At 45.2% G+C, this 17465-nt stretch carries 18 protein-coding genes; 6 read left to right on the top strand and 12 right to left on the bottom strand.

Annotated features, from left to right (window positions below):
• The coding region (locus tag JGK36_RS25130) for a S8/S53 family peptidase (protein WP_293198410.1) at positions 1-1404 on the top strand (1404 nt) is incomplete at its 5' end.
• A 148-nt stretch (positions 1405-1552) separates the two neighbouring features.
• Here JGK36_RS25130 and JGK36_RS25125 read toward each other — a convergent pair.
• Positions 1553-1792: a hypothetical protein gene (locus JGK36_RS25125; protein ID WP_293198407.1), complete on the bottom strand. Its 240-nt coding sequence runs from the start codon at positions 1790-1792 to the stop codon at positions 1553-1555.
• Positions 1793-1928: 136 nt separating this feature from the next.
• Between JGK36_RS25125 and JGK36_RS25120 the strand changes: the two genes are divergently transcribed.
• Complete coding sequence (locus tag JGK36_RS25120; protein WP_293182033.1) at positions 1929-2504, top strand: Uma2 family endonuclease; 576 nt, start codon at positions 1929-1931, stop codon at positions 2502-2504.
• Between the two features lie 5 nt (positions 2505-2509).
• Here JGK36_RS25120 and JGK36_RS25115 read toward each other — a convergent pair whose 3' ends face one another.
• Positions 2510-3796 (bottom strand): folylpolyglutamate synthase/dihydrofolate synthase family protein, encoded by a 1287-nt coding sequence (locus JGK36_RS25115; RefSeq protein WP_293198404.1) that lies wholly within the window; start codon positions 3794-3796, stop codon positions 2510-2512.
• Between the two features lie 158 nt (positions 3797-3954).
• Between JGK36_RS25115 and JGK36_RS25110 the strand changes: the two genes are divergently transcribed.
• The gene (locus JGK36_RS25110) at positions 3955-4974 is read left to right on the top strand and encodes a DNA cytosine methyltransferase (RefSeq protein ID WP_293198401.1); all 1020 of its coding nucleotides are present in this window, start codon (positions 3955-3957) and stop codon (positions 4972-4974) included.
• A gap of 9 nt (positions 4975-4983) precedes the next feature.
• On the opposite strand, the gene JGK36_RS25105 is transcribed toward JGK36_RS25110, so the two are convergent.
• The 6 genes from JGK36_RS25105 to JGK36_RS25080 all read right to left on the bottom strand — a co-directional run bounded on the left by JGK36_RS25105 (position 4984) and on the right by JGK36_RS25080 (position 10960).
• Positions 4984-5529, bottom strand: a complete 546-nt coding sequence (locus JGK36_RS25105) for a hypothetical protein (RefSeq protein WP_293198399.1) — start codon at positions 5527-5529, stop codon at positions 4984-4986.
• A complete protein-coding gene (locus JGK36_RS25100) occupies positions 5526-6023 on the bottom strand; it encodes a DUF4365 domain-containing protein (RefSeq protein WP_293182041.1) in 498 nt (165 codons plus the stop codon). The genes JGK36_RS25105 and JGK36_RS25100 overlap by 4 nt, the downstream gene beginning before the upstream one ends.
• 164 nt (positions 6024-6187) lie before the next feature.
• The gene (locus JGK36_RS25095; RefSeq protein ID WP_293191526.1) at positions 6188-6346 is read right to left on the bottom strand and encodes a hypothetical protein; all 159 of its coding nucleotides are present in this window, start codon (positions 6344-6346) and stop codon (positions 6188-6190) included.
• Positions 6343-8166 (bottom strand): adenylate/guanylate cyclase domain-containing protein, encoded by a 1824-nt coding sequence (locus JGK36_RS25090; RefSeq protein WP_293191528.1) that lies wholly within the window; start codon positions 8164-8166, stop codon positions 6343-6345. The genes JGK36_RS25095 and JGK36_RS25090 overlap by 4 nt, the downstream gene beginning before the upstream one ends.
• A gap of 3 nt (positions 8167-8169) precedes the next feature.
• Positions 8170-9015 carry a FecR domain-containing protein gene (locus JGK36_RS25085; RefSeq protein WP_293182047.1) on the bottom strand — a complete coding sequence of 282 codons (846 nt, stop codon included), beginning with the start codon at positions 9013-9015 and terminating at the stop codon, positions 8170-8172.
• A gap of 679 nt (positions 9016-9694) precedes the next feature.
• On the bottom strand, positions 9695-10960 hold the full coding sequence (locus tag JGK36_RS25080; RefSeq protein ID WP_293198396.1) for a Zn-dependent hydrolase: 1266 nt from the start codon (positions 10958-10960) through the stop codon (positions 9695-9697).
• 446 nt (positions 10961-11406) lie between these two features.
• Here JGK36_RS25080 and JGK36_RS25075 point away from each other — a divergent pair, with 446 nt between their 5' ends.
• The gene (locus tag JGK36_RS25075) at positions 11407-11811 is read left to right on the top strand and encodes a gamma-glutamylcyclotransferase (protein WP_293182053.1); all 405 of its coding nucleotides are present in this window, start codon (positions 11407-11409) and stop codon (positions 11809-11811) included.
• A gap of 204 nt (positions 11812-12015) precedes the next feature.
• Here the strand turns inward: JGK36_RS25075 and puuE are convergent, their stop codons facing one another.
• Together puuE and JGK36_RS25065 are read right to left on the bottom strand one after the other, a co-directional pair.
• Positions 12016-12939 (bottom strand): allantoinase PuuE, encoded by a 924-nt coding sequence (gene puuE, locus JGK36_RS25070; RefSeq protein WP_293182055.1) that lies wholly within the window; start codon positions 12937-12939, stop codon positions 12016-12018.
• A 415-nt stretch (positions 12940-13354) separates the two neighbouring features.
• Complete coding sequence (locus JGK36_RS25065; RefSeq protein WP_293182057.1) at positions 13355-14062, bottom strand: GntR family transcriptional regulator; 708 nt, start codon at positions 14060-14062, stop codon at positions 13355-13357.
• An 81-nt stretch (positions 14063-14143) separates the two neighbouring features.
• Here JGK36_RS25065 and JGK36_RS25060 point away from each other — a divergent pair, with 81 nt between their 5' ends.
• Positions 14144-14305, top strand: a complete 162-nt coding sequence (locus JGK36_RS25060; protein ID WP_293182059.1) for a hypothetical protein — start codon at positions 14144-14146, stop codon at positions 14303-14305.
• Positions 14306-14420: 115 nt separating this feature from the next.
• Here JGK36_RS25060 and JGK36_RS25055 read toward each other — a convergent pair whose 3' ends face one another.
• Positions 14421-16682, bottom strand: coding sequence for an iron uptake porin (locus tag JGK36_RS25055; protein WP_293198393.1), 2262 nt, complete (start codon positions 16680-16682; stop codon positions 14421-14423).
• Here JGK36_RS25055 and JGK36_RS25050 point away from each other — a divergent pair.
• Positions 16681-16809 carry a hypothetical protein gene (locus JGK36_RS25050; protein WP_293182062.1) on the top strand — a complete coding sequence of 43 codons (129 nt, stop codon included), beginning with the start codon at positions 16681-16683 and terminating at the stop codon, positions 16807-16809. The genes JGK36_RS25055 and JGK36_RS25050 overlap by 2 nt on opposite strands.
• A 13-nt stretch (positions 16810-16822) precedes the next feature.
• Here JGK36_RS25050 and uraD read toward each other — a convergent pair whose 3' ends face one another.
• Complete coding sequence (gene uraD / locus JGK36_RS25045) at positions 16823-17329, bottom strand: 2-oxo-4-hydroxy-4-carboxy-5-ureidoimidazoline decarboxylase (protein ID WP_293182064.1); 507 nt, start codon at positions 17327-17329, stop codon at positions 16823-16825.
• Positions 17330-17465 lie beyond the last annotated feature (136 nt).

Genomic DNA, 17465 nt, shown 5'->3' with positions numbered 1-17465 from the left:
GTCGTGTCTGAGGTGAAGGCTGAAGATTCGATCGATACTTCTACCAAGGATTTGCCGGTTTCAGACAAGGCTGTCGTGTCTGAGGTGAAGGCTGAAGATGAGAAATTGGCGATCGTACTGACTTCCACTCCGAATGAGTCTGTCAAAACCGATTCGGTGACTTCATCTCCAACAGTCATCGATCCGTTGACAATAAAAGAAGAAAAAGAGGCGATCGCAACCCCTATTTCTACTACCACAAAAGATGCACCGGCTTCAGATAAAACTGTAACGAAATCAGTTGAAATCGAATCTCAAGCAATTGCACCTCAACCTGCGCCTAAAAACATTTCAACCGTTGAGACAGAAACCAAGATAAATCAACCACAACCTGCTGTTACTCTCAGCCCTAAAACCGATGAACAACCAGCAATTTCTACTCAAGCATCTGGTAAAACTTTTCAGCCGATAGTCCACGAAAGCAAGCCAAATATTTATCCTCAAGAACTTTCGACTGTCAATCAATCAATTGCGACAGATAGCAAGCCAGTAACGGCAATACCAGAATTAGCTAAACCAGCAATTTCTACCAACAGCCAGCCAGCAATTTCTATTCAAGAAGTTGCTCCAATAACTCAACCTGTCGCACCCAATGCAACCAGCATAATAGCCACAAATAGTCAAGAAAAAACCAATACAGAACCCACAAATTATCCACAAGATATCGGCTCGAATCCAGTCACAACGACTACCTCATTCCCTTTTTCAAAAGCATCTCAACCCTTAGTCGGTATTATTAGTACAGGATTTAATGCCAATAATTTCGACATAGACTACAGCCGCATTACTCTCGGAAAAGACCGCATTGCTAATGATGATAATCCCTTAATTCAATCCGGTGAAGGCAGCGAACAAGGAACTCATGTTTTAGGCTTAATTGCCGCCACTCAAAATAATAGCAAAGGCATCGACGGCATTAACAATGAAGCACCGATTTGGTTAGGTAGGGCTAGTGGCAATAACAGTTGGGCAGAATCCTTAATTGAATTTGTCGATAACGCCAAAAAATCCGATCGACTCAATGCAGTTGTTAACATTAGTTTTGAACTAACTCAAGTTGATGTTAGCGGCAAAATAGTTTCTCGCTACGAACTGACAGAAGCCGAAGAAAATGCCCTAGAATACGCTCGCAAAAATCACATCGTTGTTGTCGTTCCTGCTGGCAATAATCCCCAAGAAATATCAGCTTTAGGCAAAGCATCCCTTCAGTTTGACAATATCATCAGCGTCGGTGCATCATCGGGTGGTCAAGTGACAGATTATTCGGGAAATGGCAAAGGTTTAGATATTTTAACAGAAGGAGGAACGCTGAACAATCCCGTGCGATCGCCCTGGATGCTTCTCCAAGCTATCGAAAGGGCGTGAAGCGCAGGTATCCCGAGCGTGAATCGCCCTTATTGAGGTGAAAAGTGCGATGTGCATCAATGCCCAAGAAACCGGGTTTTTCATAATCTGAGGGCTGTGGCGAAATATTGTCGTCAAAAACCCGGTTTCTGACTTCTCCCTGAATTTATTATTTCCGCAGTACCGAAGTGATAATCACTGTAATAGTGGCACTAGCAATTAAAGTGAAAGCAAGTTGTACTACCCACTGAGTTGCTTGCTGGTAGTTAGAAAAGCGATCGTTAAACTTCTCGGAATCCCTCGATAGCTTATCTACATCTGTCGATAGCTTGTCCACATCTGTCGATAGCTTGTCCAGTTTCTCAATTACATCTACCAAGGTTGGTTCCTTTTTGGATGTAGTGGTCATTTGGTTTATTTTAATTCGATAATTATATTGTAATATATTATATTGTGTGTTTTGTCGCCTTTTAAATTATTCATTTGTTGTAAATTCTGAGTTATGTTAGAATTAAGATTCAACTGAATAATGGGAGAAAACTTTTATGACAGCGATGACAGTCAAAGATTTAAACCAAGTTCAGACCCTTTTTTCCGAAGCGGGTTTAGATTACACAATTGAACTAGAAGACGGGAAAATTTCAGTTATGGGCCCATCAGACATTGTATCCAGTGAAATCAGTAGCCGTCTCATCGCCTTTCTCTTCGCTTGGATAAATCCACGCCGCTTGGGGAGAGTGTTTGACTCCGCAGGCGGTTTCATCATGCCGAATACCAACGTCAAAGCGCCAGATGTTTCGTTTGTGCGGGCGGCCCGCTTGCGCCAAAGTCCGCGTTATTTTGGTGAACTTGTTCCCGATTTGGTGGTTGAGATTAAATCTCAAAGCGATCGCATTAAGGCTATAGAAACTAAGGTTTTGAAGTTTATAGAGCTGGGTGCGGTTGTCGGCATCCTGATCGATCCTGATGAGGAAACAGTGGCAATTTATCGATCGACTGGTGAACCGACTATTTTAGCAAATGGCGATATTTTAACAGTACCAGAGCTTTTTCCCGGTTGGGAATTGCCCGTTTCGGAATTATGGCCTCCCATTTTTACAGAGGAAGAAACACAATCCTGATGCGTTTAAGTTTGAGATTGTTGTTGCAGAAAATAGCCGACTAGATAAAGTGAACCGCACAGGATTGTGAGGTTTTCGTCGGTAACAGCCGCATCTAAAGCTGTTGTTAAGTCGGGAAAAGCTTGAGTGAGAGTTAATTCAGGGCAGATATTTTCAGCAATGGCGGCTAATTCTGTGGGGGATGCTGAGTTTTGATCGGGTACGGGAACGAGATAAAGCCGATCGCCCTTTTTGAGTAATGCTTGTAAAATATCATCGCAGTCTTTCGTCGCGAGAATCCCGATTACCCAGTTAATCGGCGACGGGGAAGCGGTAAGATTGTCTACATATTCGCGCAGGGCGATCGCAGCAGCAGGGTTGTGCGCGCCGTCAATCAGGATGTTGCGGTTGTTCCAAGTTGTCTGCTGAAGTCTTCCCGGCCATTGGGTTTGAGCGATTCCGTTGGCGATCGCACTTTGGGAGATTTGCCATCCTAGGTTTTGCAGGGTGTGGAGAGTTGCAAGTGCGATCGCCGAATTCATTAATTGAACTTGTCCCAGCAATGGCAATTTATATCTTATTTTAACACCAGAAAAATCAGAATTAACGCCGATTTCTGGACTTGGATAATATTCTGCAAATCCGTCTTTTAAATCCACCGCAGGTTTTACCCAAACAGCCGGACAACCTAATTCTTGAATGCGTTTTTCTACTACTAATCTAGCAGATTCCGGCAACTCTCCGACAACTACCGGACACTTTGATTTAATAATTCCCGCTTTTTCCCCAGCAATATCAGCGACAGTCGGGCCGAGGATTTGCCAGTGTTCGAGACTGATAGAAGTAATCACACTCACAAGCGGAGTTTCGCAAACATTAGTCGCGTCTAATCTACCGCCCAATCCGGTTTCAATCACTGCAATATCTGCTTTTTGTTCGGCGAAATACAGCCAAGCTGCGGCGGTGATGATTTCAAATTGAGTCGGAGTTTCCGTATTACCTTCAGCAGCGCGGACAACTTTTTCTAAACAGTCTTGCAATGCTATTGTAGAAATTGGTTTTTGGTTGATACAAATTCTTTCTGTCCAATCGATTAAGTGCGGGGATGTGTAGCGCCCGACTCGATAACCTGCTGCTGTGAGTACCGATGAGAGATAAGCGCAAACGGAACCTTTGCCATTTGTGCCGGCAACGTGGATAATGGGTACTTGTTTGTGGGGGTTGTCGAGTTTTTCGAGGAGTTGGTGAATTCTTTCGAGGCCGAGGTGGACGCCGAAGTGTTGGTAAGATTTGAGGATGGAGTTTGCATTCATTGAGGATTATAAATTCTGTTTGTTTGTGAATTATATTTTTTTCTTTAACCGCAGAGGGCGCAGAGGGCGCAGAGTGAGAGAAGCAAGAGACAGATATCTCATCAAAGAAAGTTTTATTATTAATTTATTGTATTTATTGCGGGTAACAAAAGGTGGCTTTGAATATTATTTCTCTGTTTGCGGGTTGTGGTGGATTGGATTTAGGTTTTCGTCGGGCTGGGTTTAATCCGGTTTGGGCTAATGAGTACGATCGCACTATTTGGGATACCTATCAATTTAACCATCCTGAAACTATTTTAGATCGCAGAGATATCCGAAAAATTAATTCTGATGAAATTCCTGACTGTGTTGGGATTATTGGCGGGCCTCCTTGTCAAAGTTGGAGTGCGGCGGGCGCGAAACGGGGAATTGATGATTCTCGGGGTCAGCTTTTTTGGGAGTATATTAGAATTGTCCGAGACAAGCAGCCTTTGTTTTTTTTAGCTGAGAATGTTAGCGGCATCTTAGCGCCCAGAAATCAGGATGCTTTCACTTATATATTATCGCAGTTTGAGGAACTTGGGTATCGGGTTTCGTTCAAGTTGGTGAATGCTAAAAATTTTGGTGTTCCCCAAGATAGGCAAAGGGTGATTGTGATCGGTTATCGTCAGGATCTGGGTTTTGGTTTTGAGTTTCCCGCACCTGGAACCGAGGTTTTGACGCTGCAAGATGCAATTTTTGACTTGCAGGCGATCGCCCCAATTCCAGTCAAGAGTAAAGTAGATAATTATCACGATTCTGTCGCAAATCACGAATGTGCAGATTTGAGTTTTTCCAGCATTTATATGTCCCGGAATCGAGTTAGAAGTTGGGGTGAATCTTCCTTTACAATTCAGGCCAGCGGCAGACACGCACCTCTGCACCCTCAAGCTAGTAAAATGATTTTAGTTGGCAAAGATCAGCGCATTTTTGATCCGAATTCGCCTCAGCCTTACCGTCGGCTTTCTGTGCGAGAGTGTGCGCGAGTTCAGACTTTCCCGGATGACTTTATTTTCAAGTACAAGTATATTGCTGACGGCTACAAAATGGTTGGGAATGCCGTACCTGTTAATTTGGCTAGAGTTTTAGCAAGTAAGATTTATGCGGATATTTGTTCTATAGGGGCAGTACCAAGAGTTCCCGCGCTCTCACTCCTGTAACATTATCTGTTAATTTTGCCATAAATTATCTAGAGTAAAGTTGCGGGGATTTTTCAGAGTAAAGGTTTGATTTTCTTTGATTAAATCTCCCGTACAGATGAAAGGCAAGCGTTCTTGATAAGCTTTGATAGCGAGGATATAATCTTTGTCTGCAAGTTCGGTTTTAATTTTCTGTAATTTGTCGGCAATTACACCGACTAAGGTAATTTCGCCACTTAGTTTGTCGGCGTTGGGCGTGTGAATTTGCATCACGACTCCCTGAATAGTTGTATTGGGAATCCCGGTAATTAAGTCTGCTAAAATTTCACTTTGCGATCGATTTTCTACGGATTCTAATATTTCGATTATCTCCCGGATTCGGGCAGCATAATCTCCGAGATTTTGTTGGTTGGGGAGTAATATTTCAAATTCCTCTCCGGCGACTGGTTTGTGCCAAAGTGTGGCATTTTCTAAGAAAGGTTTGTCTTCATTCCACCCGTGAATTTGCAGGTAATTTCTAACTTGATTTAGGTTGACTGTTTGGAGGGTTTCGCTATCTTGGAATGTGACTTTCATGGTTGAACTCCTTGGCTAATCCCCTCCATAATTGACTGAAGGGCGATGACTGTAAATTGATTAGTTCTCGGTATAGTGACTGTGACAGCGGTGGTGTTTTGTGTTTCTGGCATTCCCCGCAGGGATATCCAATATCCGCATTCCTTCATGCAGGTTTCTGTTTCTGACTGAGTTAACCAGTTTGCTATTGTTTCGGGGATTAAAACAACAACTAAAATTCGGGGTACGGCGAAGTCATCTATTCTCAAGTCATCGTAGTTTTTGAGTTTGAGAGGGTAGCGAATCGAGTTATTTTCTCGAACATCCCTTGATGTCGATTTTAACTGCAATTCTAAGCGAGGTGCTCGGATGCTACCTGTCCCTCCTTTGGCAGCAATTCCCCAGTCTACGCTATCGTCGTCTACAAATGGTTTGTAAAGAGAATAGCCTGCAACGCTGGCGATGGCTTGCAGGTAGGTGTTGCTAAATTGTTCTTTTTGTTGGTTGATATCCACGCTGGCTTGTATTTTTTATATGGTAACTCGAAGTCCTAGATATAATATCAATTTAGCTAAAAAACTCTGCTATTATATAAAGTTGCGGTGCGTGAATGCTGAGTTCTTATACTACCGCACAAATCTATTCGCTGTCACGCACCATACATCGCTTTGAACGCAGATTATCGATCGCCCTTAGCAGCATACACAGCATACAGCCGATCGAGCTTTAGGAAGGTTTGCAGCAGCGCATTCGCCCCCTGAGTAAACTGTTCGGGCGAAGTATACTCATCTTCTGCATGGCTGATGCCGCCCCGAGAAGCCACGAAAATCATCTTCATTTTTTGCCAACAAGCGCACAAATAGTTGTTTCTTGTTTTCTGCCTCTTAATTGAATACTCTTAACGGGTTTTGCTTCGTAGCTATCGCTCACCAATTCCCAGGTTTCTCCTGTTATTAATACTCGATAAGGATTGTCTTCTTTAATATCTTTATTCATTGGTTCTAACCTGGCGGCAATATTCACAGTATCTCCTAAAACCGAAAAATTTAATCGATTCCCGCCGCCGACAGTTCCAGCAATAATCGACCCTGTATGAATGCCAACTCCGAATTCAATTTTTGGCTTTCCTTCCCTTTGAAACTTCTGATTTAATTCTTTCAATCGTTCTGACATATCCAAACAAGCGGCAATACAATTTTGAGCGTCCTGTTTGATTTCTTCAGGTTTAGTATGAGGAAAGGGAATGCCAAATATTGCCATAATTGCATCGCCAATATATTTATCGATCACGCCGCCGTGATTCATAATACACTCACTCATGGCATTTAAATATAGATTTAGCCAAGGCATCAATTCATCTGGAGATAGTTGCTCGGAAATGCTAGTAAACCCTCGAATATCCATAAATAAAACCGTAGCGACCATTTCTTGCGGTTGCAGTTCGCCATTTTTAAAGATTTCGTCTTTTCGCTGCCAAATTAATTCAGCAGTTTCTTTTGCCATGTATTTTTCAAATAGGCTCATTAATTGTTGTTTCTCTTGTTGTTCTCGCAGTTGCAGTCCAATTCCAGCTAAGACGATCGTACCAATCGGTGCAGCAATGGGCATTAGTAGAGAATTAAACGTAAATAATAAGAAAGAAACTGCATACCAGATTAGAGGGAAAAGGATAGCGATCGCAATTCGTCCCCTGGGCCCAGATTTCGATAATATTCCGCTAGTAATTGGCCCAATTAAAAGTAATATCAGCCAACTTGTCCAGCCAGGTAAAGGTTGCAGCAGTCGGTTATTTAGCAAGTTATCGATAACTGCGGCATGAAGGTAAATCCCACTGGTGGGTGAAATTTGATTTAAAGGAGTCCGCAAAGGATCTAAACCTGTTGCCGTCATACCTACTAATACCAATTTGTCTTTAAAAGCATCTGTGGTAATTTTACCTTCCAGAACATCAGCAAACGAATAAGTCGGTAGAAATTGCGTTTTTCCAGGCCAATTTATCCCTGCACTGTAAAATTCTAGACTGCCGTTATTAGGCGGTGATAAAAACTTTTCTAGCCCTCCAGATTGCGGTTGCTTGTCGGCGTTGTAAACTCGCAGCATGGCAATTCCCAATGAGGGAATATCTCGCAACCACAGCGTGGCTTGACGACCGATTCCATCTGTGTCTGACTTATGGAAAATATGACCTCGATCGGCGGCTGCGGCTTCTAAAGTTGGTACAATTGGTAGCGGTTTTCCTCGGTCATCCCAAGCCTTAGCTAACACTACATTACCTGTTGCACTCATAGCGTCTGCAAGTTGGTCATCTTGGGGACTGGATTCGGCAAAAATAATGTCGAAACCAACGACTGCGGGTTTAGCAGGGGAAAGGGCTTGTAATAATTGAGTGTAGCGATCGCGCGAAAACGGAAATCTCCCCAACTTTCTTAAACTTGCTTCGTCTATGGCAATGACCACCACTCGTTTATCCCAAATAGGTTTGGGTAAAATTCGACTTTCGCGAAGTTGAAACAGGCTGTTAGAACTCAGTTGTTCCAGCGGTTTCCAGCCACCCAAATGCAACGCGCCCAAGGAAATAAGAGCAGCAGCAACCCCCGGCAGTAAGGATTGGCTGCGGGTAAAAAAAACTCGCAAACGAGGGATTATTAATTGAGTCATTATCTATTTCTTAAGTAAACTAGCACCGAGTTCATAAGACACCTCATTTCCCACCGGACTGCGAACAACTAGCCAGTAGTCAGAGTTAGCTGGTCTCGGCACTATCTCGTCGATTTTACCTGTTCGATCCATCTTTAAGGGTTGGCCGTTTAAATACACTAAATTCAGCGGATCGACAGTACAAATGCATCGAACTTTGTCTTGACTGATGGCTGATAAACTGATCAATTCATAGTTCAGATTTTCTTTGAATGCCTGGGGTGGATTGGGAGGATTGCCGGGAAAAGTGACGGAAGCATAGCCCTTTTCTATCTTCACAGTTTGCCCTTGAGCGCTAGCGTCAACCTTCCCCTCAAATAAGGCAGTTGCGGCTTTTCCCTCTGGGCCAACACCCACGGCGAACTCAGTCCCCCTGACACCCACAACTCCCGCTGGGCTGTTAATTTCTAGGCGCGAATTGGCGTTAGTCAAGCGTCGGGCCGAAACTCTTGCCAATCCTGCGGGGACTGACAGCAAGGTAACTCTACCTCCATTGACAGCAACGGACAGACCTTTAACTTGGACGGTGCTTAATTCTGCTAGATTAATCGTAGCGATGCCAGTGTCTACCGCTAAAACCGCGCTAGAGTTTTTGCCTGTGGAGATTTGCTGGCCGGCTGTTGTCAGGCGATCGCCCACTTTTGCTGGTCTGCCTTGATATGTTACGCTTCCCCTAACTTGCCGTACTTCTACCCACCGACTCCCCGGCAGTTGAATCTCCCTAGCCAGCAAAGGCAAGGCGAAAGTGATTAAAATACTAGCAAATAGGATTGTCAACCATTTAGAAATACCAGACCGATTTAATTTCATCGTTGCTAAAAATTACTTGGCCAATACCCTTATCTAGATTACTATTTTTTTGCTAGCTGCTCTAGACAATTTTTAACGACTTCTTCAGACTTGCAATTGTTCCCTATTAGCAATTATAAATTAGCATCTTGTGTTAAGCTGTCGCACATTTAAATTGTATATTCAGGGCGGGCGAGACGCCCACCCCACTCATTGTCTGATTTTTTTGAGATGCAATTTAAATGCAGAACAGCTTACTACTGGTTTATGAATAAGCTGTCACGCATTTAAATTGGATGTTCAGGGCGAGTTCTTCTGGCCCACTCCACAAGAGGGGGATTATTTTTTGACATTCAATTTAAATGCAGAACAGCTTAGGATCGCAAATTAAATAATTTACACAAGTCTGTGGGATGGGCACCTCGCCCACCCTTTCTGGACGGGCGGGACGCCCATCCCACAAGAAGTATAAAACCTGTGGAAGTTATTTAATTTTCATTCCTTAGGACTTACCTATAGCAATCCTAAATCATTTGCATAATTCTTGTAGGAGCTCTTCCCCCCTCGTGAAGAACCCGATAGATAGGGTAGGCACGGGGGGTAAGAGCTCCTACAAATTTAAAGGAAATATCGAAACGGATAATATTGGCGTATTTTTTAGATTCTCAGCAGTCACTTATTCTCACGTTTTAATGATGCGTTACAACTCCATGAATCGATCGCCCTTAGCAGCATACAGCCGATCGAGCTTTAGGAAGGTTTGCAGCAGCGCATTCGCCCCCTGAGTACACTGTTCTGGCGAAGTATACTCATCTTCTGCATGGCTGATGCCGCCCCGAGAAGCCACGAAAATCATCCCCATATCGGTAAAGCGTCCGATTTCTTGGGCGTCGTGTCCGGCCCGGCTAATTAAATGCCTGTAACTAAACCCTAATTCTTGACAAACTTCTACAATTGCATTCTGAATCTTTGGTGCTGCTAGTGTTGGCTGTACGTGCAGCAATTGAGTTATTTCGATTTCGGTTTGGGTGGCAGAGGCTATTGCTTGAAACTCCAATTTCATTTTAGCTAACAACTGTTCCAAATTAGTTTCAGACAAATCGCGCAAGTCGATTTTAAACTCGACTTTTCCCGGCACAGTATTCGTAGCATTCGGCCACACAGTTAAGTAACCTACCGTTGCCACTTGTTCTCCTGGTGTTTCTACTGCCAGTTTGTTGACTGCTAGTACCATTTGGGAAGCCGCTACCAGCGCATCCTTTCTGGCGTGCATGGGCGTCGATCCAGCATGATTGGGGCTGCCCGTTACTCTCACTCCCAGGCGGTACTGTCCGACAATACCTTTGACTACTCCTATGCAGTCGCCCGTACTTTCCAAAACACCTCCTTGTTCGACGTGTAATTCCACAAATGCTGCTATTTCTTTGGGATGGCGTTTTGCTTCGGCAATTTTTGACCAATCTCCGCCAATTTGTGCTAAACAAGTTTGGATGGAAGTGCCATCGCTGCGACGGTAATATTCGGGGTTGTTGACTGTATTTCCCGCCATCGCTTTGCAGCCGATAACGGTGCTTTCTTCGTCGGTAAATACGATCGTCTCAATGGCGTGTTCCAAGCGCAGGCCGTTTTCGCGCAACACCCGCACGACTTCAATTCCTGCCAAAACTCCCAAAACTCCGTCGAAATGCCCCCCCGTAGGAACAGTATCAATGTGAGAACCGGTTGCTAGTGCGGCACCTTCGCGCAATCCGGGATATCTGCCAATTGTATTTCCGGCCGCGTCAATCCGAACAGTCATCCCTGCTTCTCGCATCCAAGACTCAACAAGTTTGCGCGCCAGCAAATCTTCTTTGGTAAAAGCTACCCGACTGACACCTCCTCCCGGCAGTTTGCCGATTTGGGCGAGTTGGGCAATGCTGCTGTTGAGGCGCGAACCGTTGACTGAAAGTGCTAGCCTAACTGTCATGTTACATTCTCCTATTCTGGGAAATTTAATGATGCGATCGCTCTTGTATTATTAATCATTTAACTGATTATTGTAGAATGTATCCCAGACAGGTTAAATCTGTAAAATAATGTAGTTTTGCCTACAACAGGCGATCGGCTGTAGCACTTAAACTGCTGCAATCAAAATACAGCACGCAGCATAAAGCGATCGCAGCGATTTAACTGTAGAAACAAGTACATTTTTATCGATCGGGTGATATGAGTCAATCCACCTAATTAAACGTAAAATACCGATCGCTAAAAATCTTGGCCTGTATGTCTTCTGTTTACCCGCTGGCGCAGCCTTTATAGCCTTTATAGCCTTTATAGCCTTTATAGCCTTCTTCCTTCTACCTCCTACCTTCTACCTCCTTCCTTCTTCGTTCTTCCTTCTTCCTTCTTCCTTCTTCCTTCTTCCTTCTACTTATGAGTCAAACACCAATTGTAAGCAAACGAGTATTCATTTGCGGTTCCGCCCTGCGGGGTCAGCCGGACAACAGCAACCTGGGAGAAGCAAAGTTCATCAGAGAAGCCAAAACTCGTCCGATTTACCGCTTGTACTCCGCAGAAAATGGCTGGCATCCTGCAATTTACGAAGTGGCTACCGGAGGCGTATCAATTCCGGGAGAAGTGTACGAATTAACTGTCGCAGACTTTGAACAGCTTGCAGCCGGAGAACCCCCACATATGTATCCATCCGATGTGATTTTGGAAGACGGGGAAGTATTAACCGCTTTCCTCTACCCTCGCGAGTTAGTAGAGAAATACCAATGGGAAGATATTTCCGATCGCGGTGGATGGGCCGCTTACAAAGCAATTTCGCACTACTGAGATCTTGCACCATTTGCAATCAGCCTTTTACGGGCGGGCGAGACGCCCACCCCACGGGCGAGACACCCCAGAATCAAACTCACCCTTTGTGGAACAGGCATCTTGCCTGTTCTTGACATGGGTGCAAGATGTCAGCAGTCAGGACTTCAGTCCTCCCAGGTTCGTAGTAAGGACTTCAGTCCTCCCAGGTTCGTAGTAAGGACTTCAGTCCTTCTTAGAAACCATCGGTTTTTGATATTCATGCCAATGTCGGGCAATATCAATGCGGCGACATATCCAAACCCTCTCATGCTGCTGTACATAATCCAAAAAACGCGCCAAAGCTGCCGCCCGCCCAGGCCTCCCCGTCAAGCGGCAGTGCAGCCCCACACTCATCATTTTGGGTGCAATCTCGCCCTCGGCGTAGAGTAAATCAAAAGCATCGCGTAGGTAAGCAAAAAACTGATCCCCAGAGTTAAACCCCTGACTCGTAGCAAACCGCATATCGTTATTGTCAAGGGTATAAGGAATTACCAAGTGAGGCCGATCGCACTCGTACACCCAGTAAGGCAAGTCATCCGCATAGCTGTCGGCATCGTAGAGAAAACCGCCTTCTTCCACTACTAGCTTGCGGGTGTGCGGGCTCGTGCGTCCCGTATACCAGCCGAGGGGACGGCTGCCGGTAACTTGCGTGTGAATGGCGATCGCCCTGTGCAAATGTTCCCGTTCCGCCTCTTCCCCAAAATACTTATAATCAATCCAGCGGTAGCCGTGGCTGGCAATTTCCCAATCAGCCTCCAACATCGCTGCAACGGCTTCGGGATGCCTTTCTAACGCCATCGCCACGCCGTAAACAGTCACCGGTATCTTCCGAGAAGTAAACATCCGGTGGAGGCGCCAAAAACCGGCCCGACTGCCGTATTCATAACAGGATTCCATATTCATGTGGCGCAGTCCCGATAGGGGTTCGGCGCCGACAATCTCTGACAGAAATGTTTCCGAAGAACCGTCGCCGTGCAGGATGCAGGTTTCTCCACCTTCTTCGTAATTGATCACAAATTGCAGTGCTATGCGCGATCGATCCGGCCATTGAGGATCGGGGGGATTTTGCCCGTAACCGATTAAGTCTCGCGGATAATTTACTGGCATATATAACAGTTGACAGTTGACAGTTGATAGTTGACAGTTGATATAGTAATCCGATCTGATTCTCACAAAACAACGCCCGCTTGTCTTCCTCGACTCCTTGTATAGTAAGATCTTCAGGTTTTTGAGATCTAGAAAATCAATTAGGATTGCTATAGTTTACAGTTGATAGTTGGCAGTGGACAGCTTGCCCGGTTGCTTAGAGAAGAGTTGACACTTGACTGTTGTCTGTTCATTGATTACGCATCGGTGCGTCGAAACCCGGTTTCTACGAGTTTTGCTCTTCGGGAACGAGAAATATAGTAAGAAACCGGGTTTGTGAGGGCGCAAGTGCGATCGCGAACTACAGTTGTTAGTTATCAGTTTTCAGTTTTTTTTGATTAACAACTGTCAACTGTCAACTGTCAACTGTCAACTGTCAACTGTCAACTGTCAACTGTTTCCCTTCTATCTCCTGAATTTCTTTAATTACCCGCGCTTTACTGGCAATTAAATGTTCTTGAATTGCTGCGGCTGCTGCGACGGGATTTTGTTCGATGACAGCTTGAAAAATGCGACGGTGTTCGCTGCGGATTTCCAATACTCCGGGATTGTATTCCATCGTGCGAAGCCGCACTAATATCATTTTGTCAAATACCTGATCTAATAAAGTTACTAACCAAGGATTGCCGGAACTTTGGGCTAGCAAGCGGTGAAATTGGCAGTCAGCGTAAAGCAATTGATAATTTGTCAATTCGCCCGATCGCAAATATGTCGTACTTTCTGCCTGCAACACAATCGCTTCCAATTGTTGAACTTGAGCCGGTGTCGCATTTTGGCAGGTCTCGGCTACCGATAGCTGTTCCAAAGCAATCCGACAATCATAAAGATCTGCTGCATCTGCGATCGACAGCGTAGCGACGCGCAATCCGTGATGCGGATCTGCCGTAACTAAATTTTCACGTTGCAGTTCGCACAAAGCCTCTCTCACCGGAGTCCGGCTGACGTTGAGCATATCTGCCAGTTGAGTTTCGATCAAGCGTTCTCCAGCCACTAATTCCCCCGACAGGATAGCAGTTCGGAGAGCTTGATAAGTCTGTTCGTGCAGAGATTGAGTGCGGCGAATCGCGCGAAATGAAAGACCCAAAGTCAGTTGTCCTTAAGTTTTAAATAGAGTTGGTTTGCTATTGTTAAAGATTGTTGATTCAGCCTCATATCTCAGGTTGTTATGTTATATCAATTCCGGCTGCGCCGGAATGATATAGAGGAGACGGCTTGGCCTTTGTCCCTACCCCAGATTGATTGTAGGGACAAAGGCCAAGCCGTCTCCTCATTTTGGCAGCTAATAATTCCGATGCAGCCGGAATTGATATTAAATGACTTTGGCTGACTCATTATTAATCATACAGCACATTAGAGGTTTGTCAACCATTCTCAATAACAGGCAGGATGCCTGTTCCACCATAAAATTTATTCCTTGTGGAACAGGCATCTTGCTTGTTCGCTCAGAAGCTGAACTGAGTGCGAAGATTGCCCACAAACACGGTGGGATTGCTATCAAAATTGTTGGCATTAAAGATAGCGTAGAATGCCGGGACGATCGCAATATTATTAGTAATCGGGTAATAATACGAACCCTCTACCTCGTACTGAGTACCTCCATTGCCGCCGCCCGAGAGCAAGAACCTGCGACCCGAGATATAATCGTGGGGAACCACAAATGAAAGTACACCCAGCGCGCCCTTTTTTCCCAGATCCGGAAATCCAATGCCAACTTGAAAAGATTGTACTTTAATGTCTCCGCCAGAGCGATCGCGATTTACCGGATTTACCTCAAGCTGGCCGTAGGAATACCGCCCGAACAAACCAAAATTCCGGCTCAACAACCAATCAAAATTAACCACAAAAGTATCAGCACCGGAGTCTCTAACTCTTCCCCCAAAACCGTCATCCGCATAACCGTAAGGCAGCGGTTCGCCCACAGCACCGCCAATAAATCCATTATAAGGTTTGAGGCTCGATCGCGCGTAAATCAGCCGCAGATTGAAAGAATTGCTGGGGGCGTATTCCAACTGCGCTGTCATTGTGTTGGAACTGTTAAACAAACCATCCCTGGGATTGCTAGCAGTATTAAATACAGCAGGATTCAAAAATTCTGTATTTTCAGCCATATAAGCAGCCGTCAACTTCAGCGGCTTGGCAACTTGCCAACTGACAACAGCACCAGAACCGCGATCGACTGCATTTAACAGTGTACTTCCGTTCGAGTTAAAACTCGTTGCCCCTTTCAGATAAAATGTGAAACGGTTGCCATCAAAATATCGATAATAATTCAATCGCGGCCCGATCGCAACTTGGACTTTATCTCCGACGGGAAACGTGTAGGACATCTCGCGAATTCCCACAGCATTAGCCGTTGGCGCACCAGTTTGATCTAAAAAAGGACTTCCCCACGAGTTGTAAAAGCCCGCCGAAACTAATTCGTTTGCAGGCGAGTTGCCGTTGCCGAAAACCAACTGAGTTACCAGGGAATCTTTGCCAGTAAACGAAGTGTTTAGCGTCAGGAAAGCATAGTAACTAAAAGTAGTTTCAGGCTGCCCGCGCTCAACGCGAGTCGGTCGATTGTTAGCATCGCGAGTTGGGGCAGCAAACGGGCTTCCGGGGGCGGTGCGGCTGCGTTCTGCGGTGATATCGCCAGTCGGAAATGCTGAGGTGAGGTTGAACCAAACCGTCGCATTGAGTTTTGTGGTAGTTGAGAATTGATTCGATTCTAAATTCGCCGTGCGAGCTTCTAATACATCGATTCTACCGCGCAGCATTGCTAGTTCTGCGGCAAATTCTTCTTGTAGTCTCTGGAGTTTCTGTAAATCCTCTTTTTTAACTAAATTCGAGGTTCCTGCTGTTATCAACTCAGCAACTTTATCGAGGCACGCATTCAAACCGGCGGCGAATTCGTAGCGAGTCATGGCTCGATTTGGGCGATAAGTGCCGTCGGGATATCCAGCTATGCAGCCGTAGCGTTCTACTAATGATTGCAGCGCGCCAAATGCCCAATCTGTGGGTTTAACGTCGCTGAGTTGGGAAACTGATGTGACTTGTTCCATCTCCGGCGAGGCGGAAGGATTGGTTGCTTCTAAGCTGTCTGCTTGGATTTGGGTGATGTTTGTCGGCGCTGGTTTTTCTGGGGTTTGAATTGATTCTGATAAGACGTTTGATTCGCTGGATTCTTGAGTTGCTGTATCTGTCGGTTGCAGATTATTTGGTTGGGAAGTTGCGGCGACTTCCGATTCTTTGTTTGTTGTTGGTTTCGCTGAAATATCGGCAGTTAGTTCTAGGGTTTGTGCAGGCTTTGTTTTTGTGGAATTTGGCTCTAGCGCAACTGGCCATCTAGCGGATTTTTCGGATGTTATATTTGTCTGGTTGACATCGTTGGTTTGAGAAATCTCTGCTATTTTTTCGCTGTTTGTTGTGAGGGAAATACTCTCGGCTTTTTCTGGCTTTTGTGGTTTGGCATCAGCGATTGTTTCTGGCGTTGATGCGGGATTTGCCGCTGTTTCAATTTGGGCGATCCTCTTCGAGGGCTTCGCTAACGCACTTTGTGACTGGGCGGCATCAACCAGCGGTAAGTCGCCTGGCGAGGCTATTATTTCTTGAGTTTTATTATAGGAAACTTCCGCAGCAGAGCTTGCCGGAGAATGCAGCAGGCTAATACAAAATAGTGAGGGTGTTGCTGTCACTAGGATTTGGAAATATAAAAATTTAGACATGAGCCTCACTTGGATTCAATACTGTACCAAAAGTAGCATTTTAGTGCCACTGTTTGCGCTGTGGTTTGGCATTGGTACAGTGCCAGCAATTCTGACGGCATTTTTGCGGGCATTTTCCCGCAGTTAACGTAGTGAGGACTTCAATCCTCTTTCCCAATAGCCGACTCAAGGCGAAACCGCGCAATCTCATAGATTTCTGTTAAAGCCTGCTGCATTTCAGTTTCTGGGGAATTGTTGAGGCGGCGCTCAAATGCTTCAAGAATGCTGGTTTTTGTCTGGTTTTTCACCGCCACAATGAAGGGAAAACCGAACTTTTCGCGGTACGATCGGTTGAGGGATTGCAAGCGATCGAACTCTGCGACAGATAGCCGATCCAAACCTGCGCCGGCTTGTTCGTTAACCGATGCTACAGCCATTTTTGCTTTGCTTCCCAAGTCCGGGTGTGCTTGAATTAATGCTAATTTTTCTTCCCCAGTCATGGAATTGACGACTGTTACCATTTTAGCGCGCAAGTCGGCTGTGGAGGCAAAAGGGCGATCGTCCCAAGTGCAACGGGCGACTGTGGGAGTGCGTTCAAAAATCGCGCCCAAGGCTTCTGTAAATGTCTCCTGGCTCATTTCGTTGAGTTCAATGAGAGAGTATTGCATTGCTAATTAAATTAATTAATACCATTTCTAAAAAATATTGCTACCAAAGAAGTTGGTCAGGTGCGTCGCTGTGAGATTGTCGATCTTTTTTAGGGATTCAACTGTCAACTGTCAACTGTCAACTGTCAACTGTCAA

The organism is Microcoleus sp. PH2017_35_SFW_U_B (assembly GCF_020737865.1).
In the GTDB taxonomy this organism is placed as follows: Bacteria; Cyanobacteriota; Cyanobacteriia; order Cyanobacteriales; family Microcoleaceae; genus Microcoleus.
The sequence above is the reverse complement of the archived record's forward strand: the minus strand, read 5'-3'. Positions and strand labels throughout refer to the sequence as shown.

Excerpts from the sequence above, each read along its gene's own strand:
- JGK36_RS25125 (WP_293198407.1), bottom strand. The coding sequence starts at position 1,792 with ATGACCACTACATCCAAAAAGGAACCAACCTTGGTAGATGTAATTGAG.
- JGK36_RS25080 (WP_293198396.1), bottom strand. The coding sequence starts at position 10,960 with ATGACAGTTAGGCTAGCACTTTCAGTCAACGGTTCGCGCCTCAACAGC.
- JGK36_RS25060 (WP_293182059.1), top strand. The coding sequence starts at position 14,144 with ATGTTATATCAATTCCGGCTGCGCCGGAATGATATAGAGGAGACGGCT.
- JGK36_RS25115 (WP_293198404.1), bottom strand. The coding sequence starts at position 3,796 with ATGAATGCAAACTCCATCCTCAAATCTTACCAACACTTCGGCGTCCAC.
- JGK36_RS25090 (WP_293191528.1), bottom strand. The coding sequence starts at position 8,166 with ATGACTCAATTAATAATCCCTCGTTTGCGAGTTTTTTTTACCCGCAGC.
- uraD (WP_293182064.1), bottom strand. The coding sequence starts at position 17,329 with ATGCAATACTCTCTCATTGAACTCAACGAAATGAGCCAGGAGACATTT.
- JGK36_RS25120 (WP_293182033.1), top strand. The coding sequence starts at position 1,929 with ATGACAGCGATGACAGTCAAAGATTTAAACCAAGTTCAGACCCTTTTT.
- JGK36_RS25055 (WP_293198393.1), bottom strand. The coding sequence starts at position 16,682 with ATGTCTAAATTTTTATATTTCCAAATCCTAGTGACAGCAACACCCTCA.
- JGK36_RS25075 (WP_293182053.1), top strand. The coding sequence starts at position 11,407 with ATGAGTCAAACACCAATTGTAAGCAAACGAGTATTCATTTGCGGTTCC.
- JGK36_RS25085 (WP_293182047.1), bottom strand. The coding sequence starts at position 9,015 with ATGAAATTAAATCGGTCTGGTATTTCTAAATGGTTGACAATCCTATTT.
- puuE (WP_293182055.1), bottom strand. The coding sequence starts at position 12,939 with ATGCCAGTAAATTATCCGCGAGACTTAATCGGTTACGGGCAAAATCCC.
- JGK36_RS25095 (WP_293191526.1), bottom strand. The coding sequence starts at position 6,346 with ATGAAGATGATTTTCGTGGCTTCTCGGGGCGGCATCAGCCATGCAGAA.
- JGK36_RS25105 (WP_293198399.1), bottom strand. The coding sequence starts at position 5,529 with ATGAAAGTCACATTCCAAGATAGCGAAACCCTCCAAACAGTCAACCTA.
- JGK36_RS25050 (WP_293182062.1), top strand. The coding sequence starts at position 16,681 with ATGAGCCTCACTTGGATTCAATACTGTACCAAAAGTAGCATTTTAGTG.